General features: G+C 37.0%; 22 protein-coding genes and 1 tRNA gene. 18 read left to right on the forward strand and 5 right to left on the reverse strand.

Annotated elements, in window-relative coordinates; genetic code table 11:
- The first annotated feature begins 7 nt into the window (after nucleotides 1-7).
- Together DW761_RS15335 and DW761_RS15340 are read left to right on the forward strand one after the other, a co-directional pair.
- On the forward strand, nucleotides 8-1,720 hold the full coding sequence (locus DW761_RS15335; protein ID WP_117518706.1) for an oleate hydratase: 1,713 nt from the start codon (nucleotides 8-10) through the stop codon (nucleotides 1,718-1,720).
- Between the two features lie 67 nt (nucleotides 1,721-1,787).
- Nucleotides 1,788-2,732, forward strand: coding sequence for a hypothetical protein (locus DW761_RS15340; RefSeq protein ID WP_117518657.1), 945 nt, complete (start codon nucleotides 1,788-1,790; stop codon nucleotides 2,730-2,732).
- Between the two features lie 67 nt (nucleotides 2,733-2,799).
- Here DW761_RS15340 and DW761_RS15345 read toward each other — a convergent pair whose 3' ends face one another.
- The 3 genes from DW761_RS15345 to DW761_RS15355 all read right to left on the reverse strand — a co-directional run bounded on the left by DW761_RS15345 (nucleotide 2,800) and on the right by DW761_RS15355 (nucleotide 4,293).
- Nucleotides 2,800-3,087, reverse strand: a complete 288-nt coding sequence (locus DW761_RS15345) for a hypothetical protein (RefSeq protein ID WP_117518658.1) — start codon at nucleotides 3,085-3,087, stop codon at nucleotides 2,800-2,802.
- 121 nt (nucleotides 3,088-3,208) lie between these two features.
- Nucleotides 3,209-3,282: transfer RNA gene (locus DW761_RS15350), tRNA-Gly, on the reverse strand.
- A gap of 333 nt (nucleotides 3,283-3,615) precedes the next feature.
- Nucleotides 3,616-4,293 (reverse strand): TIGR00266 family protein, encoded by a 678-nt coding sequence (locus DW761_RS15355; protein ID WP_117455080.1) that lies wholly within the window; start codon nucleotides 4,291-4,293, stop codon nucleotides 3,616-3,618.
- Nucleotides 4,294-4,427: 134 nt separating this feature from the next.
- Between DW761_RS15355 and DW761_RS15360 the strand changes: the two genes are divergently transcribed.
- From DW761_RS15360 to pcp, 10 genes are all read left to right on the forward strand, one after another.
- Nucleotides 4,428-5,378, forward strand: coding sequence for a Gfo/Idh/MocA family protein (locus tag DW761_RS15360; RefSeq protein ID WP_117518659.1), 951 nt, complete (start codon nucleotides 4,428-4,430; stop codon nucleotides 5,376-5,378).
- A gap of 56 nt (nucleotides 5,379-5,434) precedes the next feature.
- Complete coding sequence (locus DW761_RS15365) at nucleotides 5,435-6,697, forward strand: O-acetylhomoserine aminocarboxypropyltransferase/cysteine synthase family protein (RefSeq protein WP_117455076.1); 1,263 nt, start codon at nucleotides 5,435-5,437, stop codon at nucleotides 6,695-6,697.
- A 21-nt stretch (nucleotides 6,698-6,718) separates the two neighbouring features.
- The gene (metA, locus tag DW761_RS15370) at nucleotides 6,719-7,630 is read left to right on the forward strand and encodes a homoserine O-acetyltransferase MetA (RefSeq protein WP_117455074.1); all 912 of its coding nucleotides are present in this window, start codon (nucleotides 6,719-6,721) and stop codon (nucleotides 7,628-7,630) included.
- Between the two features lie 64 nt (nucleotides 7,631-7,694).
- Entirely contained in the window at nucleotides 7,695-8,816 is a 1,122-nt protein-coding gene (locus DW761_RS15375; protein WP_117518660.1) for an aldo/keto reductase, read from the forward strand.
- A gap of 61 nt (nucleotides 8,817-8,877) precedes the next feature.
- On the forward strand, nucleotides 8,878-9,909 hold the full coding sequence (locus tag DW761_RS15380; protein ID WP_117518661.1) for a GGDEF domain-containing protein: 1,032 nt from the start codon (nucleotides 8,878-8,880) through the stop codon (nucleotides 9,907-9,909).
- A gap of 94 nt (nucleotides 9,910-10,003) precedes the next feature.
- On the forward strand, nucleotides 10,004-10,240 hold the full coding sequence (locus DW761_RS15385; protein ID WP_117455065.1) for a FeoA family protein: 237 nt from the start codon (nucleotides 10,004-10,006) through the stop codon (nucleotides 10,238-10,240).
- Nucleotides 10,230-12,332 (forward strand): ferrous iron transport protein B, encoded by a 2,103-nt coding sequence (feoB, locus tag DW761_RS15390; protein ID WP_117518662.1) that lies wholly within the window; start codon nucleotides 10,230-10,232, stop codon nucleotides 12,330-12,332. The genes DW761_RS15385 and feoB overlap by 11 nt, the downstream gene beginning before the upstream one ends.
- A gap of 140 nt (nucleotides 12,333-12,472) precedes the next feature.
- Nucleotides 12,473-13,159, forward strand: a complete 687-nt coding sequence (locus tag DW761_RS15395; protein WP_117518663.1) for a DUF969 domain-containing protein — start codon at nucleotides 12,473-12,475, stop codon at nucleotides 13,157-13,159.
- Nucleotides 13,156-14,109 carry a DUF979 domain-containing protein gene (locus DW761_RS15400; protein WP_117518664.1) on the forward strand — a complete coding sequence of 318 codons (954 nt, stop codon included), beginning with the start codon at nucleotides 13,156-13,158 and terminating at the stop codon, nucleotides 14,107-14,109. The genes DW761_RS15395 and DW761_RS15400 overlap by 4 nt, the downstream gene beginning before the upstream one ends.
- A gap of 17 nt (nucleotides 14,110-14,126) precedes the next feature.
- Nucleotides 14,127-14,771, forward strand: coding sequence for a pyroglutamyl-peptidase I (pcp, locus tag DW761_RS15405; protein WP_117518665.1), 645 nt, complete (start codon nucleotides 14,127-14,129; stop codon nucleotides 14,769-14,771).
- 43 nt (nucleotides 14,772-14,814) lie between these two features.
- On the opposite strand, the gene DW761_RS15410 is transcribed toward pcp, so the two are convergent.
- Nucleotides 14,815-16,020 carry an acetyl-CoA C-acetyltransferase gene (locus DW761_RS15410; RefSeq protein ID WP_117453738.1) on the reverse strand — a complete coding sequence of 402 codons (1,206 nt, stop codon included), beginning with the start codon at nucleotides 16,018-16,020 and terminating at the stop codon, nucleotides 14,815-14,817.
- A 548-nt stretch (nucleotides 16,021-16,568) separates the two neighbouring features.
- Between DW761_RS15410 and DW761_RS15415 the strand changes: the two genes are divergently transcribed.
- The 6 genes from DW761_RS15415 to DW761_RS15440 all read left to right on the forward strand — a co-directional run bounded on the left by DW761_RS15415 (nucleotide 16,569) and on the right by DW761_RS15440 (nucleotide 22,993).
- Nucleotides 16,569-17,708, forward strand: a complete 1,140-nt coding sequence (locus DW761_RS15415) for an acyl-CoA dehydrogenase (RefSeq protein WP_117518666.1) — start codon at nucleotides 16,569-16,571, stop codon at nucleotides 17,706-17,708.
- A 20-nt stretch (nucleotides 17,709-17,728) separates the two neighbouring features.
- Nucleotides 17,729-18,520 carry an electron transfer flavoprotein subunit beta/FixA family protein gene (locus DW761_RS15420; RefSeq protein ID WP_117453736.1) on the forward strand — a complete coding sequence of 264 codons (792 nt, stop codon included), beginning with the start codon at nucleotides 17,729-17,731 and terminating at the stop codon, nucleotides 18,518-18,520.
- A gap of 12 nt (nucleotides 18,521-18,532) precedes the next feature.
- On the forward strand, nucleotides 18,533-19,555 hold the full coding sequence (locus DW761_RS15425) for an electron transfer flavoprotein subunit alpha/FixB family protein (RefSeq protein WP_117453735.1): 1,023 nt from the start codon (nucleotides 18,533-18,535) through the stop codon (nucleotides 19,553-19,555).
- 79 nt (nucleotides 19,556-19,634) lie between these two features.
- Nucleotides 19,635-20,474, forward strand: a complete 840-nt coding sequence (locus DW761_RS15430; protein WP_117453734.1) for a 3-hydroxyacyl-CoA dehydrogenase family protein — start codon at nucleotides 19,635-19,637, stop codon at nucleotides 20,472-20,474.
- Between the two features lie 96 nt (nucleotides 20,475-20,570).
- Nucleotides 20,571-21,350 (forward strand): short-chain-enoyl-CoA hydratase, encoded by a 780-nt coding sequence (locus DW761_RS15435; RefSeq protein WP_117453733.1) that lies wholly within the window; start codon nucleotides 20,571-20,573, stop codon nucleotides 21,348-21,350.
- Between the two features lie 92 nt (nucleotides 21,351-21,442).
- A complete protein-coding gene (locus DW761_RS15440) occupies nucleotides 21,443-22,993 on the forward strand; it encodes an acyl CoA:acetate/3-ketoacid CoA transferase (protein WP_117453732.1) in 1,551 nt (516 codons plus the stop codon).
- Between the two features lie 44 nt (nucleotides 22,994-23,037).
- Here DW761_RS15440 and dcd read toward each other — a convergent pair whose 3' ends face one another.
- Entirely contained in the window at nucleotides 23,038-23,577 is a 540-nt protein-coding gene (gene dcd / locus DW761_RS15445) for a dCTP deaminase (RefSeq protein ID WP_117453731.1), read from the reverse strand.
- Nucleotides 23,578-24,019 lie beyond the last annotated feature (442 nt).

Genomic DNA, 24,019 nt, shown 5'->3' on the forward strand with positions numbered 1-24,019 from the left:
GAGTGTTATGAATAAAAATCAATTACATAAACTTGCTGCCCTGGGTGGCGTTATTATTGGAGCTGCAGCTGGCGCAGGTGTCGCAAGACATTTACATCGCAGGAAAATCGAACAGGAAGCATCACGTATTCATCCTGGCAGAAAGGGAGAACCACAGGCATATTTAATTGGTGGAGGTATTGGTGCTTTAAGTGCTGCTGTTTATCTGATACAGGATGGAGGCTTTTTAGGTGAAAATATCCATATCATAGAAGGTCTGGATGTGTTAGGTGGCAGTAATGATGGCGCAGGAAATGTAACACAGGGCTTTGTATGTCGTGGAGGAAGGATGCTGAATGAAGAAACCTATGAAAACTTCTGGGAATTGTTTGACAGTATTCCATCATTAGACTGGCCGGGAAAAAGTGTCACAGAAGAAATCCTGAATTTTGATCATTTACATCCTACCCATGCACAAGCGCGCTTAATCGATAAACATGGAAATATCTTGGATGTACATAGTATGCAGTTTGATAATAAAGACCGCTTTCTATTAACGAAGCTGCTTGCGACACCAGAAGAAAAACTGGATAATTTAACCATTGAGGATTGGTTTAAAGATGATCCACATTTCTTTACCACAAACTTCTGGTATATGTGGCAGACAACCTTTGCATTTCAAAAATGGAGTTCTTTATTTGAATTCCGCCGGTATATGAATCGAATGATGTTAGAATTCTCCAGAATCGAAACATTAGAAGGTGTCACACGTACACCATACAATCAATATGAATCACTGATTCTTCCATTAAAGAGCTATCTGGAAGGATATGGTGTAGATTTTAGTATTAAAGCTGTAGTGGAAGATATTGATTTTGAAGAAGAAAGTATAACTGCTACTGATATCTATGTGAAAGAAAACGGACATGAACGAGTACTTCATTTAGAAGAAGGCGATTTGTGTATCATGTGTAATGGCTGTATGAGTGATAATGCAACTCTTGGAGATTATCGTCACGCTCCAGATTATCGAGTAGATCATCCAATGTCCGCAACATTATGGAAAAAAGTCGCAGATAAAAAGCCATCGCTAGGTAATCCTGCCCCATTCTTTACAAAGCCAGAAGAAACAAACTGGGAAAGCTTTACAGTGACATGCAGGGGAAATCGCTTATTGAAAATGATTGAACAATTTTCTGGCAATATTCCAGGCAGTGGTGCATTGATGACATTTAAGGACAGCAACTGGCTGATGAGTATCGTAGTTGCTGCACAGCCACATTTCAAAGCCCAAGATCAAAACACAACCATTTTCTGGGGATATGGATTATATACAGATCAAGAAGGCAATTACGTGAAAAAGAAAATGTGGGATTGTACAGGGGAAGAAATCTTATTAGAACTGTTAGGCCATTTACACTTTGAGGAGCATACCAAAGATATCTTAGAGGATGTTGTGAATGTCATTCCTTGTATGATGCCATATATTGATGCACAATTCCAACCACGTGCAATGTCTGATCGCCCACATGTAGTGCCATCTGGTTCAACTAATTTTGCAATGATTTCACAATTTGTGGAAATACCAGAGGATATGGTATTTACAGAAGAATATTCTGTACGTGCTGCACGAATTGCGGTATATACGTTACTACATATTGATAAAAAGATTTGTCCTGTAACACCACATCATAAAAATCCTAAGGTACTTGCGAAAGCCGCAAAGACCATGCTTCGTTAAGAAAAGCTCCCTGATTTGGGAGCTTATTCAATTTAGATTATAAAATTTTGATAAATGGAGGGCTAAGATGAAAGCAAAATGTAAAAGTTTACAATTATCATTAATTATATCTACTATTTCTTTGGTATTATATTCAATTTTGTTTTTATTAAATTCTAAAATGCAAGATTCTAGGCCAATATTAGAATATTTTTCTAATATTCTAATTGGTTGTTTTGGAAGCTCATTTATCGTGTTATTGATAGATATATTTGAATATCATGTTGCAAAAACTCAGCTTTTAGAAAAAATTTGGAATGAATGTAGAATCATTAACCATCAATTTTATAAATTAGCGCCAATTTACTCTTCTACTTTAAATGATGAATTATTATTAGATTATTTTAATGAAGTAAACGGTAATGCAGTAATGGCAAGAATACCAAACGGAAAAAGTGAAATCAAGCATGAAGCATACGATAAATTATATAAATTTTTTTATGAACAAAATAAGGACTTTATTAAAAATATGAATCCAAAAGAAAAGTTTGATTCTATCGAATATTGTATAAATCAAGAATATCAAGCAATGTCTAAAGAATTAGAAATAATTATAAATCAGTATATTAATTTAGGAAACTGTTCATTTAAAGAATTGGATAATTTGATAGGGGAAATGGGCTTTTTTACAGGCAAAAGATTATATCACGATTTTTTTGAAAGTATTTATAACCCTTTGCATCAAATGTATAATGATTTATATAGTAATGTTATATATAATTGTACGATATATCGTGGGAATCAGAAATATAACAATGCTATTATGTATAGTATTATTTTAGAACATCAAAATAAAATATTTAAATTTACAAAAAAAGATGAGGATAATCAAAGAATTTGTAATATATATAATAATTTCTGTGATAGAATGGATGACAAAATTGAATCATTCCGAGCAGATATAATATATCATTGTGAAAAACAACTTATTAGGCATTATCCAATAAAGTCATATATAACATTTAACAAGTAGCGTTACTACAGTGAAAGCCGCAAAGACCATGCTTCGATAAGAAAAGCTCCCTGAATTTGAAAGAGCTTTATTTGATTTCTATTTGAAATTCATATGTTCTGTTTGATTGTTTTGCATATGCTGGATACACACCAGGTGTATGGGAATCAACTTTGGATAGATCAAGCTTTATATGATTTTTTCCTATCACACCCTTTAAATAAGTATGTGCATCTTTCGATATTTCAGTATCTTTAGGATATACAAAGACAGCTTGTTTAGGGGATAAGGCTTTACCATTCATTCCCATAATAATCATAATCATGAACAGCAGGCAACAAACAGTCAATGAACAACCTGCGATATGTTTCTTCATAACATCACTCTTTTCATATGTGAAATTATAACGCATTCTTTAGATATAGGCAAGTCAGGTTTTATGCTGTAAATGCACAAAAAAAACAACCCATCATCCAGGTTGTTTACTGTTTAATCAATGGAGCGGATGATGGGAATCGAACCCACGTAGTCAGCTTGGAAGGCTGAAGTTCTACCATTGAACTACATCCGCATTTCTTTGTGGCAATATAATACTATAAGATTTTTAGAATTTCAAGTCTTTTTTTAAATTTTTTTGAAAATTTATATTTCAATTTTTTTCAATAGATAAAGAATGTACACAATTTATATCTATACAGGGTAAAGAAATCATTGATGTAAATATAGCCAATACACTTAATTAGAAATACATATGTACACTTGATAAAGGTTGTACAAAGAAAGTTACACCTGAATATTTTAAAGAGCTGAGGTATGTATTTCAATAGATTAATATTTCACTTGAAGATTGTGGGATTGCGCTGAAATCATAAGAAAAAATGCATGGACAAACGCCATGCATTTTTTATTTGTGTGGAACAATATCAATGATACGATCAGCAAGTACGGAAAATGGCATGGTCTGCAGCCAAACTTTACCAGGCCCGGTTAATGTTGCCAGAAAGAAACCTTCTCCACTTAAGAATTTGTTTTTTAATCCTTTTACGGTTGTGATATCAAAACTGACACTTTCATCGAATGCCGCAATATATCCCTGATCTACTTTGATTGTTTCACCAGGAGCAAGCTCTTTTTCTACGATATCACCATCGATTTCCAAGAATGCAGTACCAGGTCCGCTGACTCTTTGAAGGATAAAGCCTTCACCACCGAAAAAGCCTGCGCCAAGTTTCTTACGAAAATGCATCTTTAACTGTACACTGTCTTCAGCCGCAAGGAATGCAGTCTTTTGTACGATTTTGCTTTCTTGCTCGCGTAATGTCAAAGGAATGATTTTGCCAGGAAAACTTGAACCAAATGCGATTTCCGCATGATCACGAGGACTTGTATATGTCGTCATAAAGATAGATTCGCCACTCATTGCACGACCTAATCCTTTTAAAAGCCCTCCTCTTGTATTACTATCCATTTCAAAACCATCATCCATCCAGCACATACCACCGGATTCTGTATAAATCTTTTCACCTGCATCTACTTTACAGATGACAACGGGCAGCTGCCCACCTACGATTTCATAATGCATATGATCGCCTCCTTTATTTTTTCTATTATACTATAAAAAACAATCGTTGTGGGTATATTTAAAAAAATAATAAAAATAAATGTAAGGGCATAAAGAAGTATGGTAAAATCAATTTGAAAAGAGGCGGTTTGTTTATGAATATTGGAATCCTGGGACTTGGGAAAATATCAAAAAGAGTAGCAAATGGCATTATTCATGCCAAAGATGGTGTTTTATATGGTGTAGCATCAAGAAATATAGAAAAAGCAAAAGCTTTTCAAAAAGAATGCCATGCGATCAAAGCTTATGGAAGCTATGAGGATTTATGTCTTGATGATGCAATAGAGCTGATTTATATCTGTACACCTAATCATTTACATAAGGAACATATCATGTTGTGTTTAAAGCATCATAAACATGTGATCTGTGAAAAACCGATGTTGACCAATCGTGAGGATTTAAAAGAATGCTTCGATTATGCAAAGCAACAGCACTGTTTTTTGATGGAAGCACATAAAACATTATTTACTCCGTTAAACCAAAAACTGATTCAGATGGTAAGGGAGGGTGTGATTGGAAAGCTTTCTATGATCGATGCTAGATATTGCAGCTATTTAAATGTTCATGAAAAAGACCTCAGCTCATGGGTATTGCGTGGTGATGTTGGAGGCTGTTTATATGATATTGGTGTTTATCCGATTGCCTATGCGAATTATTTTGCGCAAAGCAAACTGAAGCATCATGATATGATGATACGCAGAAAAAAAGAGGGCTATATTTCACAGGCACAGGGAATGCTGATGTATGAAAATGGTGTGATGGCACATATCGTATGCAGTTGGGATGCTAGTATGGAAAATAAAGGCTTTTTATATGGTGATGAAGGATATATCGTTTGTGAGAACTTTTGGAAGAATACACGTGCATATCTTATCAAAAATGGAGAAAAGACAGAAATCAGTGTACAGATGGAAAGTGATTTTACCGGAGAAGTGGAATATGCCATTTCCTGTATTCATCAGGGATTGTTAGAAAGTCCTGTGCTGCCCTATGCTGGCAGTGATGAAATATTGAAGGTCATAGAAGAAAAACGGGAATGTGATTGATAAACTAAGTAAAAAAGTGTAAAATAAATTACAAATGAAAATGGAGGATGAAATAAATGAAAACCGAAACAAAATGTTTACATGCCGGTTATACACCAAAAAACGGAGAACCTAGAGTTTTACCGATTGTACAAAGCACGACATATGTATATGATTCTGCTGCAGAAGTAGCCGCAATCTTTGATGATCCTACGAAAGGACTATGTTATTCACGTTTTGGAAATCCAACCGTGATGGCAGTGGAAGAAAAAATCGCTGCATTAGAAGGCGGTGTTGGTGCAATGTGTACAACTTCCGGTCAGGCAGCAACGTTATTGTCAGTTTTAAATATATGTGAAGCAGGGGACAGTATCATCGCAACTCCACAAATCTATGGAGGCAGTATCAACCTTTTTTCAATCACTTTGAAAAAACTGGGTATTGAATGTATTTATATTGATACATCCGCAAGTGATGAAGAAATTAAGGCAGCATTTAAGCCGAATACAAAACTGGTATTTGGGGAAACAATCGCAAATCCAGCTTTGGCTGTTTTTGATATTGAACGTTTTGCGAATATCGCACATGAAATGGGAGTACCATTGATCATAGATAACACATTTGCGACACCAATCTTATGCCGTCCATTTGAATGGGGCGCAGATATTGTCATTCATTCCACAAGTAAATATATGGATGGACACGCTGTACAGGTCGGCGGTGTCATCGTCGATGGTGGTAAATTCGACTGGACAAATGGAAAATTCCCTGGTCTTGTAGAACCAGATGAATCTTATCATGGCATTTCTTATACAGAAACTTATGGCAATATGGCATATATCATTAAAGCAAGAATGCAGTTGATGAGAGATTTCGGATGTTATCCAGCAGCACATTCTGCCTTCTTATTAAACCTTGGATTAGAAACGCTTGCTGTACGTATGAAACAGTATTGTGATAACGCATTAACAGTTGCGAAATATCTGGAAAGCTGTGATAAGGTAGAAAAAGTTACTTATCCAGGTCTTGCTTCTGATGCGAATTATGCACTTGCACAGAAATATCTGACAGGCTGCAGTGGTGTAATTTCCTTTATTATCAAGGGTGGACGTCCTGCCGCAGCAGCTTTCATGGATCATTTAAAACTTGCCTCCAATGAAGTTCATGTCGCAGATATTCGTACATGTGTATTACATCCAGCAAGTGAAACACACCGTCAATTAAGTGATGAACAGCTGGTGGCTGCTGGAATTGATGGAGGAATGATTCGTTTCTCAGTAGGATTAGAAAACGTGGATGATATCCTTGAGGATTTAAAACAGGCATTTGCACAGATTTAAGTTAAAAGAGGTGGAGCAGCTATGCCAATCAACATACCAAATGGATTGCCTGCAAAGGCGATTTTGGAAAGTGAAAAGATTTTTGCATTAGAAGAAGATGTCGCAACAAAACAGGATATTCGTCCTTTGAAAATCGTTATATTAAATCTAATGCCAAAGAAAATAGAAACGGAAACACAGATTTTACGTTTAATTAGTAAGTCGCCTTTACAGGTGGATATTGATTTTATGATGGTAAAAGGGCATGTATCCAAAAATACCAGCCAGGATCATCTGGTTAAGTTTTATGATACCTTTGATGAAATCAAAAAGCATAATTATGATGGCTTGATTATCACAGGTGCACCTGTGGAGCATCTGCCTTTTGAAGAGGTGGATTATTGGGAAGAGCTTTGTGAAATCATGGAATGGAGTAAAAAACATGTGTATTCTACCATTCATATCTGTTGGGGAGCACAGGCTGGTTTATATTATCATTATGGTATCCAGAAAAAATTGATGGATCACAAAGTGTTTGGCATATTTCCACAGGTTTTATGTGATGAATATAACTTCTTGACAAATGGATTTGATGAAATACATTTAACACCACATTCCCGTCATACTGCCATTGATGAAGAAGCATTGGCAAAAGTAAAGGGTTTAGAGGTTTTAAGTAAATCCAAACATACTGGCAGCAATATTATTGCGACACCCGATTTTCATCAGATCTTTATTTTAGGACATTTAGAATATGGAAAGGAAACTCTGGCACAAGAATATTTTCGTGATTTAAAGCAGGGAAAACCAATTCAGCTGCCATATAATTACTTCCCAGAAGATGATCCTAACAATGAACCAGTATTCTCATGGAGAAGTCATGCGAATCTTTTATATCGCAACTGGTTGAATTATGTATATCAAATGACACCATTTGATTTAGAAAGTTTATAAATATGTAAAAATACAGGAGAAATTTCCTGTATTTTATTTTATAATAAAGGCAGAGGTGAATAAAATGGATGTTAGAGAAATGAAACATGGAGAAAAGGTATCGTTATTAGGATTTGGCTGTATGCGTTTTCCATTAAATACGGATGGCAGTATATGTGAGTGTGAAGCGGAGGCAATGTTAGATAAAGCGATTGCTCAAGGTGTGAATTATATTGATACAGCATATCCTTATCACAATGGGGACAGTGAGCCATTTGTAGGAAGGGTATTAAAGAAATATGATCGAAGCAGTTTTTACTTAGCAACAAAACTGCCAATGTTTAAGATTGAAACATTAGACGATGCAAAGCGTATATTCGAAGAACAGCTACAGCGTTTAGATGTGGACTATGTTGATTTTTATTTATTACATGCGATGAATAAGGATACATGGGAAAAGGCAAAAGCATTGGGCGTATTAGAATATCTGGATAATCTGAAAGAAACTGGAAAAATTCGTAATTTGGGCTTTTCATTTCATGATGAATATGAAGTATTTAAAGAAATGATTGATGCACGGGACTGGGACTTCTGTCAGATTCAATATAACTATATTGACCGTAATGTACAAGCTGGAGATCAAGGGTATGCGTTGTGTGCAAAAAAACAGATTCCCATGGTAATTATGGAGCCTGTAAAGGGAGGCAATTTAGCAGTGCTGCCTGAAGATATCGCAGAAATCTTAAAGAAGAAACGTCCAAATGATAGTATTTCTTCATGGGCACTTCGCTGGGTCGCAAGTCATAGCAATGTACGTGTTATTTTAAGTGGCATGTCTACCATGCAGCAGGTGGAAGATAATTTACATACCTTTGATCAGCTGGAGCAACTAAATGAAGAAGAGGAACAACTGATTGAAAAAGTTGCCAATATGATTCTGGAAAGAACAAAAAATGGCTGTACGGCTTGTAAATACTGTATGCCTTGTCCATTTGGTATTGATATTCCAGGTAATTTTAAAATATGGAATGAATATGCAAAATACAGCAATAAAGATGCCACCAAGAAAAAACTTGACGCAATGGCGAGGGAAGCACGTTTTGATCAATGTAAAAAATGCGGTCGTTGTGAAGGATTATGCCCTCAGCATATCGCTATTCGCGATGATTTAGAACAAATGAAGAAAGATTTAGCATTTTTTAAATAAAAATATTCCTCAATTTCTTTTTCTGCGGTATAATACAGAAGTATAAAGGAGATATGTGGGAATGGATAATATTCATAAAAATAAAATTTACATCAAGGATGTATATCGAAAAATCATACTTCTTGCGATGGGTGCACATATGCTTTATGCAGTCATTTGCGCGATCATTCACCAGATTCCTTTAACGTTTTACAATTTTGGCAGTGTATTGTTTTACATACTTATGCTGCTTGTCATAAAAAAAGGATACTTCCGTTTAGCTGTCAGTATCGTGCATTTGGAGGTATCCATCTTTGTGGTAATTTCTACACTGTATCTGGGATGGAGTTCTGGTTATACATTGTTGTTGATTGCATTGACTTCATTAGTGTATTTCAGTCCTTTCAAGAATCGTGCAGTACCTTATGTGATCTCATTGTGTGAGGTGCTTTTGTTTTTTGTGTTGAAGCTGATTATGGATCAAAATATGTTTGGTGTATTAAATTTGTCCCATCAGAAGGTAATGCAGGGGATGTATCTTTTCAATGCATGTATTAGCTTTGGGATGATATTATATGGGGCAATTATCACAAAAATCAGTTCTCATATAATAGAAAAGAGTTTAAGTGATGAAAATGAAAGCTTATATGAGATTGCCAATTATGATCAATTGACTGGTCTTTGGACCCGCTGGCACATGTATGATACGATAAAGTCTGAACATATCCATCCAACCTTTGTGGCTTTGGGAGATATAGATGATTTTAAATATATCAATGATCATTATGGACATATGTGCGGTGATTATGTATTGGTTTCGATTGCTACGATTATCAAAGATATATTATTTCAAAGTATTGGTATCGTGCGATGGGGTGGAGAAGAAATTGTATTGTTGTTTGAGGGTGAAGATGTGATGATGCCAAAAGCGATGCTGGAACAGATCCGGCAGAAAATTGAAGCATTTGATTTTAATTTTGATGATCAACATATTCAAGTGACCATGACTTTTGGATTAAGTGCAGTACTTGATGATGTAGATGATGCCATACAGAATGCAGATGAACATATGTATCAGGGAAAACGATCAGGTAAAAATCAAATTATTTCATAAAAAGGACACTTGTCCTTTTCTTTTTACGGTTTTTAGGTGTTCGCCTTATCATAAAGCCCTGCTTTCGATAAACTAATAATGGGAAGTGAAAAGAGTGACTTTATACGAGTGCAGGATGAAAGAAAAAGTCTTTGTGAAAAGTATTGTGGACTGTGAGATGAAACGACGTCTTTTGGATCTTGGCTTTGTGAATGGTACATTAGTGGAGCCTGTATTAGAAAGCCCAAGCAAAGGCATGCGTGCCTATTTGATCAAAGGATGTAAAATAGCATTGCGAAATAACGAAAGCAAATTGATTGAAGTGGTAAAGGGGGAAGAACATGCTCTTTGAGAAAATGCTTGCGGTAAATGATGAAATCAATGCGGCGGTATTAAAAGAACGACCAGGATATACTATTGCTTTGGTGGGAAATCCAAACGTAGGAAAAAGTACAGTATTTAATGCATTGACAGGAATGCATCAACATACAGGCAATTGGCCGGGGAAAACCGTAGAACTGGCACAGGGAAGCTTTAATGATCAGAATATGGTGCATCAGCTGATAGATCTGCCAGGAACATATTCCTTACTGGCGCATTCTAGTGAGGAAGAAGTGACAAGAGATTATATTTGTTTTGAAAAATGTGACATTTGTCTGGTGATCTGTGATGCGACATGTTTACAACGTAATATGCACCTTGTACTACAGACAATGGAAATCACACCCAATGTCATTATGGTAGTGAACTTGATGGATGAGGCGAAAAAGAAAAAAATCACCATCAATTTAGATAAGCTGCATGATCTGTTAGGTATTGAAGTAGTGTCGATGAGTGCTAGAAGTGAGGAAGGTTTTGATGATTTAAAAAAAGCAATCAAGAAAGTTGGAGAAAGCCATTTACAAAACAAGCAGGTAATCACCTATACCAAAGAAATTGAAAACAGCATTGCACACCTGTGTGAAATCATGGATACCACAATGGATAATAAACGATTTCTCGCTATGAAATTATTAGAGCCAGAAGGAGAAAAAATACGATTTTATGAAGCAATCATCAATGCAAAACAGGTAAAACAATGCGTGCAAGAGGAAATACAACGCCTATCCGCATGTGGAATCTATCAGGTGTATGAAGATGAAATCGTGAAAAAACTGCATCAGAAAGCAAAAGAAATCTGTGATGAAAGTATTATCTTTAACAATGCCGCTTATCTGGAAAAAGATGCAAGACTGGATCGTATCTTTACAGATAAAGTATGGGGATTTGTATGGATGATCGTATTGTTATCGGTAATATTCTGGATTACGATTTCCGGTGCCAATATGCCAAGTGATGTACTAAGCGCGATGTTTACGCATTTGGAAGCATGGATGCATTCACTTTTTCAAGGCTGGGAGGTATATCCAGCTTTAGAAAATTTTGTGATCGATGGCATGGTGAAAACTGCAGGATGGGTCATCAGTGTCATGCTGCCGCCAATGGCGATTTTCTTTCCATTGTTTACGATATTAGAAGATTATGGATATCTTCCAAGAATTGCATTTAATCTAGATGGTTTATTTCAAAAAGCAAATGCATGTGGGAAACAGGCGTTAACAATCTGTATGGGATTTGGCTGTAATGCTGTTGGTGTTACCGGCGCAAGAATTATAGATTCTCAAAGAGAACGTTTGATTGCGATACTTACCAATGTTTTTATTCCTTGTAATGGACGTTTTCCAACGCTGATTGCTTTGATTACTATGTTTTTTTCGGGGGTATTGATTTCACCATGGAATGGTATTGTTTCCACGCTGTTATTGACAGGAGTCATTGTATTTGGAATATTTCTGACTCTTGTGATATCCAAAATATTAAGTAAAACTTTGTTGAAGGGAGTCCCAAGCAGCTTTACATTAGAACTGCCACCATATCGAAGACCACAATTTGGCAAAGTAATCGTTCGTTCTATCTTTGATCGTACATTGTTTGTATTAGGCAGGGCCATTAGTGTTGCCATACCAGCTGGTGCAATTATCTGGCTGCTTGCCAATATTACGATTTCAGATGTAACATTATTAACGATGATTTCTGATTTTCTGGATCCATTTGGACGCATAATGGGCTTGGATGGCGTGATTCTATTAGCATTTATCTTAGGCTTTCCAGCGAATGAAATCGTCGTTCCTATCATCATTATGGCATATATGGCAAGTGGATCCATGAATAATATCGCAGATTTAAGCGTATTAAAAACTTTGTTTGTCGATCATGGCTGGACATGGATCACAGCAATTTGTACCATGATGTTTTGTCTTGTGCACTTTCCATGTGCTACCACTTTGCTTACTATCAAAAAAGAAACACAAAGTAGAAAATGGACAATGTTGTCCTTTCTGATTCCAACTGTATGTGGCATCGTGTTATGTATCATAACCAATCTTATTCTTCATTTATTTTAGGCTATCCAAAGATAGCCTTTTTTGAAATTTCTTCCAGTTGCTGTATCTGCATCGACAAAAGGGTTCTTCATCATGTATAATGAAGCATATTTTCGATGCTTTTATGGTTGAAAATATCAATGAAGAAAGGATGATGCATCATGGAATATATCAAATTGCTAGGAATCGTGATCGTGATTCTAGGATTTGCGTTAAAATTAAATTCCATTTTGATTATTATAAGCGCATGTGTAGTGACAGCCTTTGTATCCGGCATGGATATGATGACCTTTTTAGAAACACTGGGAAACAGTTTTGTGTCCAATCGAAGTATGTGTACCTTTATCATCGTTATGCTGGTGACAGGAACCCTGGAACGAAGTGGCTTAAAACAAGCCGCAAGCGCATTGATGGGAAAAATGAAGAATGCCTCAGCTGGCATTGTATTAGGGGTCTATGGCGTACTTCGTATGTTGTTTGCGGCATTTAATGTAGAATTTGGCGGTGTCGCAGGCTTTGTACGTCCGATTGTCTTGCCAATGGCACATGCGGCAGCAGAAAAGGAAAATAAAAAAATATCAGAAAAACATATGGAAGAATTAAAAGGCATGTCTGCCGGTATGGAAAACATCGCCATGTTCTTTGGACAGGTGTTGTTTGTAGGAGGCAGTGGCATGCTGCTGGTACAAGGAACATATAAAGATTTAGGATATGATGTAGCTCTGGCAGATTTAGCCAAAACACAGATTCCAGTTGCCATCATGGCGTTAATCGTGAGTATTACATACTATATGATAAAAAATAAAAAAATAGAAAAGCAGGAACACAGAAAGGATGAAGCTTCATGAATATCATTGAATTCTTTCTCAGCCAGGAAGTTACATTAAGCAGTAAACTGTTAGAAATTTTATATATCTGTATTGGGATGATTGCATGTTATAGTGCTTATCGCAATGCTTTTGATAAAAGCAATCCTCATCGCTATGGTACGGCCTTTTTCTGGGGAATGCTGGGTATTTTATTCATGATGGGGAAATGGATTCCATCTTCTGTAACCGGAGTGTTTGTAATGCTGCTTGTGATTCCGGTCATCACAGGAAAAACAGCAAAAGGAAAGCTGGATAAGCCAACCCAGGAGGAAATGCAACAGGGATTTCAAAAAATCGGTATGAAAATATTTATCCCAGCATTATGTATTGGATTGACAGCATTGTGTTTTGCGTTATTTACAGATATCAGCTCAATTGCAGGTGTAGGCATTGGGGTAGGGATTGCTATCATCATCCTCATGCTTATGTCGAAAGAAAATCGCAGCACAATCTTTTTAAAAGATGCACGAAGAATGTTAGATACCGTTGGTCCTATGTCCTTGCTTCCTATACTATTGGCAACCTTGGGTGCTGTATTCACCGCAGCCGGTGTAGGGGAAGTCATCAGTTCTATGGTTTCTCATATCATACCTTCAGGAAACCTTGTGGTTGGTATCTTGGTTTATGCAATTGGCATGGCTTTATTTACGATGGTAATGGGAAATGCCTTTGCGGCTATTACAGTCATGAGCGTAGGAATAGGGGCACCATTTGTATTAGCATTAGGCGCAGATCCAACAATTGTAGGAAGTCTTGCGCTAACCTGTGGTTTTTGTGGTACACTAATAACACCGATGGCCGCAAACTTCAATATGGTACCTGTCGCTATTTTAGAAATGAAAGACAAATATGGCGTGATAAAAAAACAGATATTGGTCGCAGTCATCTTATTAATCTTTCAGATCATCTATATGATCATGATGAGCTGAGTAACAAGGAGGAACTTATGAACGTTTTAATTACCGGATTTGATCCATTTGGTGGAGAGTCCATCAATCCTGCTTATGAAGCAGTAAAAAGACTGCCTGATCACATACAGACAGCCAATATTATAAAATTAGAAATACCAACAGTATTTGGAGAATGTACAAAGCTATTGGATGAAGCCATTCAAAAAAATCATCCTGATCTTGTCATCTGTGTAGGACAGGCAGGTGGTAGGGCAAACATCACCCCTGAATTTGTTGGAATCAATTACATGGATGCTAGAATTCCTGATAACAAAGGAAACCAGCCATTACAATCCAAAATAGAAAAAGATGGACCAGATGCTTACTTTACAAAACTGCCTGTCAAAGCAATATGTGAAGAATTAAAGTCTTCAGGCATTCCAGCTGTTATATCTTACTCTGCGGGAACTTATGTATGTAATTATGTCATGTATTCACTATTGTATATGATTGATAGAAAATATCCTCATATCAGGGGAGGGTTTATCCATGTGCCTTATGATACATCCCAGGCAGCAAAGCTTTCTTCATCTACAGCGAGCATGCCAATTGATATGATATCTCTTGGCCTTGAAAAAACCATAAAAGCATGTATTGAACATAGCGAGGATATCCTAATACCAGGAGGAACAACACATTAAAAAAAGCTGCACTTTATTGCGCAGCTTTTTGTTTGTCTTATAATTATGGACGTTTAACGATAACAGCTGTACCTTGTCCTCCACCAATACATAGAGAAGCAAGACCAGTCTTAGCATCACGTTTGATCATTTCGTGAATCAATGTAACTAAGATACGGTTACCAGAAGCACCTACTGGGTGTCCTAATGCGATAGCACCACCGTTTACGTTTGTCTTAGCCATGAATGCTTCACGATCAATACCGTGTTCTTCAACTAATTCGTGGATAACACCTAAAGACTGAGCAGCGAATGCTTCGTTTAATTCAACCAATTCGATGTCATCTAATTTCATACCTGCATAGTTCAAAGCGTTACGGATTGCTGGAGTAGGACCAAGACCCATAGTTAATGGATCAACACCACCCTGGCCAATACCAACGATTTCACAGATTGGAGTTAAACCATATTTTTCAACAGCATCTTCACTAGCTAACAATACGAAGCTTGCACCATCATTGATACCAGAAGCATTTGCAGCTGTTACAGTACCATCTTTGATGAATGCTGGACGTAATTTAGCCATTTTTTCAGGAGTTGATTTACGGTTAGGGTGTTCATCAGTATCAAAAATTACTGTTTCTTTACGTAATTTTACTTCTACTGGAACGATTTCATCTTTGAATCTTCCACTATCTACAGCAGCGATTGCTTTCTGCTGAGAAGCATATCCGAATTCATCCTGCATTTCACGAGTGATGTTATATTTTTTTGCAATGTTTTCTGCAGTAACACCCATGTGAATACCATTCATAGCATCTGTTAATGCATCATAGATCATGTGGTCAACACATTTGAAATCTCCCATTTTGTTTCCTGTACGAGTGTTTGCAGGAATTAGGTAAGGAGCACCTGACATTGATTCAACACCACCAGCAACAACGATATCGTTGAAACCAGTCTGGATTGACATAACACCTTCCATTACAGTTCTTAAACCAGAACCACAAACCATGTTTACTGAGTGTGAACATACTGATTCAGGAATACCAGCAGCTAAAGCTACCTGACGACCAATGTTCTGTCCCAATCCAGCACTTAATACATTACCACAAAGTAATTCATCAACGTTTTCTGGAGCAACTTTTCCGTCTTCTAATAAAGCTTTTACAACTGTAGCACCTAAGTCAACTGGTTTTACAGTTGTCAAAGATCCAAGAAAACTACCGATTGCGCTACGTTTTGCGCTAACAACATAAGTTTTTTTCATTTTCTCTACCTGTCTTTCTTTCTTTTATTGAGTATCAGGCAACCACCCGACACCATACAGCAACATCATATAGGAAACAAGGCCTTTTGTCAACCACTTGTGAAAAAATTATTAAGTGAAAAATAAAAGATTTTGTAAATTATAGTACGAAATTAAAATATATATAGAAAGTAAAATTGTAAAAATAATGTGACAGATACAAAAAATGGAAAAAGCAGAAGATACTGAACTGATACGATAACAGCCTGTTTTAAAGCTTTATCTTTATGTATACATGTGACATACACAGCATATGTATGTAAATGGTTCAAGATTGCAATGTAAGATTTTTGGTTAGATTTCAGGGAAATAAATAATTTAAAAAATGGACTTGTGAAATTTTCATCAAATAATTGTTAAAAAAATAACAAAGTGGTTGACGAGAGGTAAAAATAGTTCTAAAATTAAAAGTAGGATTGCGCTTATCCCTTTTGGATAACGCCCATGCCAGTCAATGGCTTAAGAAGGAAATCCTATTGTTCAAGTAAATTAAGGAGAGGAGAACACTTATGGACTTCATGTTAACAGAACAACAACAAATGATGAAGAAGCTATTCGCTGAGTTTGCTGAAAAAGATGTAAAACCTCTTGCAGCAGAAGTCGACGAAGACGAACGTTTCCCACGTGAAAACGTTGAAAAAATGAGAGAATGTAAAATGCTTGGTATTCCATTCCCAAGAGAATACGGTGGAGCTGGAGCTGACTACTTAAGCTACATTCTTGCAGTAGAAGAATTGAGTAAGAAATGTGCAACTACAGGTGTTGTATTATCAGCTCATACTTCATTAGGTACTTGGCCAATCTTCGCATTTGGTACAGAAGAACAGAAAAACAAATATCTGCCTGATTTATGTACAGGTAAAAAACTGGCTGCATTCGGTTTAACAGAACCAAACGCAGGTACAGATGCTGCTGGACAGCAGACTACAGCTGTAAAAGATGGAGATGACTACATCTTAAACGGTACAAAGATCTTTATTACAAACGCTGGTGAAGCTGATGTATATGTTATCTTTGCAATGACTGACAAATCAAAAGGTACACACGGTATTTCTGCATTTATCGTAGAAAAAGGTATGCCAGGATTTACAGTTGGACAGCACGAAAAGAAATTAGGTATCCGTGGTAGTGCAACTAGCGAACTTATTTTCAACAACGTACGTCTTACAAAAAATCACCTGTTAGGTCAGGAAGGTAAAGGATTCAAGATTGCCATGCAGACACTTGATGGTGGACGTATTGGTATCGCTGCTCAGGCATTAGGTATCGCACAGGGTGCTATCGATGAAGTAGTTCCTTATGTTAAATCACGTAAACAGTTTGGACGTTCTATCGCTAAATTCCAGAACACTCAGTTCCAGTTAGCTGATATGCAGACAAAAACTGATGCTGCTAGATTATTAGTTTACCAGGCTGCAATGGCTAAAGAAAACGGACAGCCTTATACTTATTTAGCTGCTGAAGCAAAATTATTTGCTGCTGAAGTTGCTATGGAAGTTACTACAAAAGCTATCCAGTTAATGGGTGGATACGGTTATACTCGTGACTATCCAGTAGAAAGAATGTTCCGTGATGCTAAGATCACTGAAATCTACGAAGGTACTTCTGAAGTACAGCGTATGGTTATTTCTGGCCAGATGTTGAAATAATAGAGGAAAGGAAGAAGAACATGAAAATTATCGCTCTTGTTAAACAGGTACCGGACTCAACTGAGATCCGTGTTGATAAAGTAACTGGTACATTGATTCGTGCCGGTGTTCCAAGTATCATTAACCCAGACGACTTAGCTGGTGTTGAAGAAGCTTTAAAAATTAAAGAAACAAAAGATGATGTAACTGTTACAGTTATCTCTATGGGACCTCCACAGGCTAGTGGAATGTTAAAAGAATTATTGGCTCGTGGTGTTGACGAATGTGTTCTGATCACTGACCGTGCATTCGCTGGTGCTGACACTTGTGCTACTTCTAGTACACTTGCTGCTGCAATCGAAAAAATCGGTTATGATTTGATCATTGCTGGTCGTCAGGCTATCGATGGTGATACTGCTCAGGTTGGTCCTCAGACTGCTGAACGTTTAGATATCCCTCAGGTAACTTATGTTGACAAAATTATTGATATCAATGACAAAGTCATCACAGTTAGAAAATCTTTGGAAGATAGCGAAGAAATTATCGAAGCTAAACTTCCATGTCTGTTAACAACATTAAGTGGAATGAACACTCCTCGTTACATGAACTGTAATGATATCGTTGATTCTTTCAATAAAGAAGTTAAAATCATGACATTCAATGATTTAGGAATCGACGCTAGCAAAGTTGGTCTTGCAGGTTCTCCAACAAAAGTACATCACACATTCACAAAAGATGTTACTGCTGAAACTGAAACTTACGAACTGCCAGCTGGCGAAGCTGCTAAATTGATTGCTAAGACTTTGAAAGAAAAGCAGATCATTACGAAATAGGAGGAGAATACAATGGCTAAATTTGAAGGATACAAAGATATTTACGTATTCGTTGAACAGAGAAACGGCGTGATCGCCAATGTTGGATACGAATTAATTTCTGAAGCTAGAAAATTGGTTGCATCCATTCCTCACATGGGATTCCAGGTTGTTGGTGTTTTATTAGGACACAACATCAAGGATCAGGCACAGGATGTTATCGCTCACGGTGCTGACAAAGTAATCGTAGCTGATGATGCTATGCTTGAAGGATATTCAACTCAGTTCTATGCTGATACATTAACTCAGATCATTAATAAATTTAAACCAGACAGTTTCTTAACTGGAGCTACTGTTTTAGGACGTGACTTGGCACCTCGTGTTGCTGCACGTTTAAATGCAGGTTTGACTGCTGATGCTACAAAAATCGAAATGGACCCAGAAAAGACTGACGAAGCTTTATTATTAGTAACTCGTCCTACATTCGGTGGTAACTTATTCGGTACAATCATCTGTCCAGACACTCGTCCACAGATGGCTACAATTCGTCCAAACGTATTCAGTATGGATCCAGTAGATGCTTCAAGAACTGGTGAAGTTATTGAATTTACTCCAGAATTCGCTGACAAAGATGCAAAAGTTATCGTTAAAGAAACAATCGCAAAAGTTGTTGAAGGAATCGATATTACAAAATGCGATATCTTAGTTGGTGCAGGACGTGGAGCAGAAGACTGCTTAGATATGGTACAGGCTGTTGCTGATGAATTAGGCGGAGCTATGTGTGCTTCTCGTGCAGTTGTTGACGATGGATTCGTTAGCAAAGATATCCAGGTTGGTCAGACTGGTAAGACAGTTCGTCCAAGCTTATACATTGCTTGTGGTATTTCAGGTGCTTGTCAGCACGTTGCTGGTATGGAAAAATCAGATATGATTATCGCTATCAACCGTGACCCACAGGCTGAAATCTTCAGCATTGCAAACATGGGATTTGTTGGTGACGTAAAAGAAATCCTTCCATTATTAAAAGAAGAAATCATCGCTGCGAAAAAAGCATAATGAAGTAGCAATAACAAAAGGCAGCGCGTTGTAACGCTGTCCTTTTGTTACTATAAAAAATAAAAAGGAGATATTTAAAATGAAAAAAGTTGGAGTTATTGGTGCCGGAACAATGGGCCAGGGTATCGCTAATGCTTTCGCTACAAACGGATACGATGTAACTGTTTGTGACATCAAATTAGAATGGGCACAGGGTGGTATCGACAAAATCGGTAAAAAATTAGACAAATTGGTTACAAGAGAAAAAATGACTGCTGAAAAAGCTGCTGAAATCAAAGGAAACTTAAAAGCTGGAGAATACAAAGATTTAGCTGACTGTGATTTAGTTGTAGAAGCTGTTCTTGAAATCATGGAAACTAAGAAAGAATTATTCTCTACATTAGATGAAATCTGTAAAGAAAGCTGTATCTTTGGTACAAACACTTCTTCTTTATCAGTAACTGAAATCGCTAAGGGAATCAAACACCCAGTAATCGGTATGCACTTCTTCAATCCAGCAGATCGTATGAAACTGGTTGAAGTTATCTCTGGTATCAACACACCAGTTGAAACAAAAGATGCTATCATCGAAATCAGTAAATCATTAGGAAAAACTCCAGTAGAAGTTGCTGAAGGTCCTGGATTCGTTGTTAACCGTATCCTGATCCCTATGATCAATGAAGCTGCATGTATCTTACAGGAAGGTATCGCTTCTATCGAAGATATCGATACTGCTATGAAACTTGGTGCTAACCACCCTATGGGACCTTTAGCATTAGGTGACTTAATCGGTTTGGATATCGTTGTTGCAATCATGGATGTATTATATGCAGAAACTCACGATTCTAAATATCGTTGCTGTACATTATTGAGAAAAATGGTACGTGGCGGTAAATTAGGTCAGAAGACTGGAATCGGATTCTACGATTACTCTAAATAAGACTAGTCATTAGTATCAGTGAATCTATAATTTCACATGTACTCCATTGAAATTGTGGATTCACTTTTTTAAAAATATGAAAGGATAGGTAACAAAATGGAAACTATTTTATTAAACGTGGAAGGTCATGTTGCAACAATCACAATCAACAGACCAAAAGCATTAAATGCATTAAGCACACAGGTATTAACTGAATTAAATGAAGCTTTAAATGAAGTAGATGCAAATAAAGATGTTTATGCACTTGTCATTACTGGTGCTGGTGAAAAATCTTTCGTAGCTGGTGCTGATATTGCTGAAATGAAAGAAAAATCAGTTGAAGAAGCTGCTACTTATGGAAAATTCGGTAATGAAGTATTCCGTAAAATTGAAACATTCCGTTGCCCAGTCATCGCTGCTGTTAATGGTTTCGCATTAGGTGGTGGATGTGAATTAGCAATGAGCTGTGATATTCGTATCGCTAGTGAAAATGCTGTATTCGGACAGCCAGAAGTTGGTTTGGGTATTACGCCAGGATTTGGTGGAACTCAGCGTTTAGCTAGAATCGTTGGTGTTGGTATCGCAAAAGAAATGATCTATACAGCACGTAACATCAAAGCAGATCGTGCACTTGCAATCGGTTTGGTAAACAATGTTGTTGCAGCTGAAGAATTAATGCCTACTGTTATGAAAATGGCAAACGGTATTGCGAAAAATGCGCCTATTGCAGTTGCTAACTCTAAAAAAGCAATCAACAATGGTCTACAGACAGATATCGATGGTGGTATTGCAATCGAAGTTGAAGAATTCTCTAACTGCTTCGCTACTGAAGATCAGACATATGGTATGACTTGCTTCTTAGAAAAAGTAAAAGAAAAAACATTCTCTAACAAATAAGAAACACTCGATTCTAGGTGCTTATCATTTTGCTGATACATGTGTTTATGATACACTGAATGCAGAAGATGATAAAAAGGAGGTAATTGGATTTGGGTAAGGTAATAAGTTTAGAACAGGCAGTCGCTATGATTCCTGATGGAGCTGCTGTAGGTATTGGTGGTTTCATTGGTTGTGGACATCCACAGGAATTCTCTGTTGGTATCGAAGAATCTTTCTTGAAAACTGGTCATCCAAACAATTTGACAATTATGTTTTCAGCTGGTATCGGAGATGGAACAGATAAACTTGGGCTAAACAAGTTAGGTCATGAAGGACTGTTAAAACGTATCATTGGTGGACACTGGGGATTAATTCCTAAGCTTCAGAAACTGGTATTTGAAAATAAGGTAGAAGGATACAACCTTCCACTTGGAACGATTTCATTGATGTTCCGTGATATTGCCGGACACCGTCCTGGTACATTCACAAAAATCGGTTTAAAAACATTCGTTGACCCTCGTATTGAAGGTGCAAAGATGAATGAACGCTCTAAAGAAGATTTGGTAGAATTAGTAAATCTTCATGGAGAAGAATGGTTATTGTATAAATCATTCCCATTAAATGTTGCATTGATTCGTGCTACTTATTGTGATGAAGATGGAAATGCGACAATGGAAAAAGAAGCCGCAACACTGGATTCTTTATCTATTGCACAGGCAGCGAAAAACTCTGGTGGTATTGTATTGCTACAGGTTGAAAAAGTAGTTGCTAATGGTACATTAGATCCACGTAAAGTAAAGATTCCTGGAATCTATGTAGATGGTATCGTTGTATCACGTCCAGAAAACCACATGCAGACATATGCTGAACAGTATAATCCTGCATTGAGTGGGGAAGTAAAGGTACCTGTGGATTCTATTCCACCTATGCCTTTAAATGAACGTAAGGTCATTTGTCGTCGTGCAACAATGGAACTTGATCCATCCGCAATCATCAACTTAGGTATCGGTATGCCAGAAGGTATCGCAAATGTTGCCAATGAAGAAGGCTTACCAGGATTGAAATTAACAGTTGAAGCTGGCGGAATCGGTGGTGTACCAAATGCTGGTACTGCTTTTGGAACATGTACAAATCCTGATGCTATCATTGATCAGCCATATCAGTTTGACTTCTATGATGGTGGTGGACTTGGTGAAGCATTCTTAGGACTTGCGGAATGTGATCGCTTTGGTAATATCAACGTATCACGTTTTGGACCAAAAATTGCCGGATGTGGTGGATTTATCAACATCACACAGACTTCACCAGTTGTTGTATACTGTGGGACATTTACCGCAGGTGGTTTAAAGGTAGAAGTAAAAGATGGTAAACTGAATATTCTTCAGGAAGGTCGTGTCAAGAAATTCAAACAGGATGTTGAACAGATCACATTCTCTGCTGAATATGCAAAAGAAACTGGTCAGAAAGTTCTTTATATCACAGAACGTGCTGTATTTGAACTGATTGACGGTGTCTTGACATTAACTGAAATTGCACCTGGTGTGGATCTAGAAAAAGATGTATTGGGCCAGATGGAATTTAAACCAGCTATCGCTGAAAACCTGAAAACAATGGATGAAAGAATTTTTGTTCCAGAAGTTATGGGTTTATTAAATAACTAATATAAAAGGACATAAACAGTGAGAAATCTGTCTATGTCCTTTTCTTATCTTTGTTTCTCCATATCCAAATATACTCTAGAACCAGTTGCACCTTTTTGCCCCTGATATTTACCCTGATAAGGATGAATTGCAGGACTATCCATTTTAGCGAATACCAGCTGACCAATTCTTCTGCCAGCTTTTAATTCAATCGCACAGCGATTGGCGTTATATAGTTCTAATGTGATTTCTCCATGGAATCCAGGATCGACCCAGCCAGCATTTTGGATAAATAATCCCATACGACCTAAAGAACTTCTACCTTCCACAAAGGCAGTTAAATCATCAGGTAAATGAAAATACTCCATGGTGGTTGCCAGCACAAACTGGTTAGGTAGTAAGATATATGTATCCGTAACAATGGTTTTATAAGGTATTTCATCCTCCAGATTAATGATACCGGAAGGTAAATCTTCAACAATACTGAATGTGTTTCCCAAACGAATATCGACACTAGCAGGCTGTATCTGATGTTTTTCCAATGGGCTGATTTGTAACGTGTCTGCTTCTATCATTTCAAATAATGTCTTATCTGATAATATCATGATGCTCCTCCTTATTGTTTTATATCCGCACTATTCTACCATACTTTTGTTTTAGTTTTCAATGCCTAAACACGAGATAGAAACAAAATATTCCATTTATCTGCTTATTTTTCCAAAAGGATTTACAAATCACATTTATATCTTATAATATACTTGTAACAACAGAAATCGCATATCACACTTGATGAGAGTGTTGATATATGGCACTTTGTAAGGGTTGGTGGAGATATCCCCTTGTCTTAGAGATCAGCCTGGCAGAAGTGCTGAAATCAGTAATCGTTCATGTTGGACATGTTGGTTAAAATCGTAAGATATTGTAGGTAGCATGCAGGTAAAAAATTATAATGGAAGAACGGTGCTGATAAAAGTACAGCTGGTAAGAAAACCGGCTGTATTTTTTTGTCTGTTTGCGATATAATGGAAGAAAATGTAGAGGAGTGAA

Source organism: Absiella sp. AM29-15, assembly GCF_003434225.1.
GTDB classification, from domain to species: domain Bacteria; phylum Bacillota_I; class Bacilli_A; order Erysipelotrichales; family Erysipelotrichaceae; genus Hoskinsella; species Hoskinsella hominis.

Excerpts from the sequence above, each read along its gene's own strand:
- DW761_RS15345 (WP_117518658.1), bottom strand. The coding sequence starts at position 3,087 with ATGAAGAAACATATCGCAGGTTGTTCATTGACTGTTTGTTGCCTGCTG.
- DW761_RS15340 (WP_117518657.1), top strand. The coding sequence starts at position 1,788 with ATGAAAGCAAAATGTAAAAGTTTACAATTATCATTAATTATATCTACT.
- DW761_RS15335 (WP_117518706.1), top strand. The coding sequence starts at position 8 with ATGAATAAAAATCAATTACATAAACTTGCTGCCCTGGGTGGCGTTATT.
- DW761_RS15430 (WP_117453734.1), top strand. The coding sequence starts at position 19,635 with ATGAAAAAAGTTGGAGTTATTGGTGCCGGAACAATGGGCCAGGGTATC.
- pcp (WP_117518665.1), top strand. The coding sequence starts at position 14,127 with ATGAACGTTTTAATTACCGGATTTGATCCATTTGGTGGAGAGTCCATC.
- DW761_RS15415 (WP_117518666.1), top strand. The coding sequence starts at position 16,569 with ATGGACTTCATGTTAACAGAACAACAACAAATGATGAAGAAGCTATTC.
- DW761_RS15420 (WP_117453736.1), top strand. The coding sequence starts at position 17,729 with ATGAAAATTATCGCTCTTGTTAAACAGGTACCGGACTCAACTGAGATC.
- dcd (WP_117453731.1), bottom strand. The coding sequence starts at position 23,577 with ATGATATTATCAGATAAGACATTATTTGAAATGATAGAAGCAGACACG.
- DW761_RS15365 (WP_117455076.1), top strand. The coding sequence starts at position 5,435 with ATGAAAACCGAAACAAAATGTTTACATGCCGGTTATACACCAAAAAAC.
- DW761_RS15435 (WP_117453733.1), top strand. The coding sequence starts at position 20,571 with ATGGAAACTATTTTATTAAACGTGGAAGGTCATGTTGCAACAATCACA.
- DW761_RS15395 (WP_117518663.1), top strand. The coding sequence starts at position 12,473 with ATGGAATATATCAAATTGCTAGGAATCGTGATCGTGATTCTAGGATTT.
- DW761_RS15375 (WP_117518660.1), top strand. The coding sequence starts at position 7,695 with ATGGATGTTAGAGAAATGAAACATGGAGAAAAGGTATCGTTATTAGGA.
- DW761_RS15355 (WP_117455080.1), bottom strand. The coding sequence starts at position 4,293 with ATGCATTATGAAATCGTAGGTGGGCAGCTGCCCGTTGTCATCTGTAAA.
- DW761_RS15425 (WP_117453735.1), top strand. The coding sequence starts at position 18,533 with ATGGCTAAATTTGAAGGATACAAAGATATTTACGTATTCGTTGAACAG.
- DW761_RS15410 (WP_117453738.1), bottom strand. The coding sequence starts at position 16,020 with ATGAAAAAAACTTATGTTGTTAGCGCAAAACGTAGCGCAATCGGTAGT.
- feoB (WP_117518662.1), top strand. The coding sequence starts at position 10,230 with ATGCTCTTTGAGAAAATGCTTGCGGTAAATGATGAAATCAATGCGGCG.
- DW761_RS15400 (WP_117518664.1), top strand. The coding sequence starts at position 13,156 with ATGAATATCATTGAATTCTTTCTCAGCCAGGAAGTTACATTAAGCAGT.
- DW761_RS15380 (WP_117518661.1), top strand. The coding sequence starts at position 8,878 with ATGGATAATATTCATAAAAATAAAATTTACATCAAGGATGTATATCGA.
- metA (WP_117455074.1), top strand. The coding sequence starts at position 6,719 with ATGCCAATCAACATACCAAATGGATTGCCTGCAAAGGCGATTTTGGAA.
- DW761_RS15360 (WP_117518659.1), top strand. The coding sequence starts at position 4,428 with ATGAATATTGGAATCCTGGGACTTGGGAAAATATCAAAAAGAGTAGCA.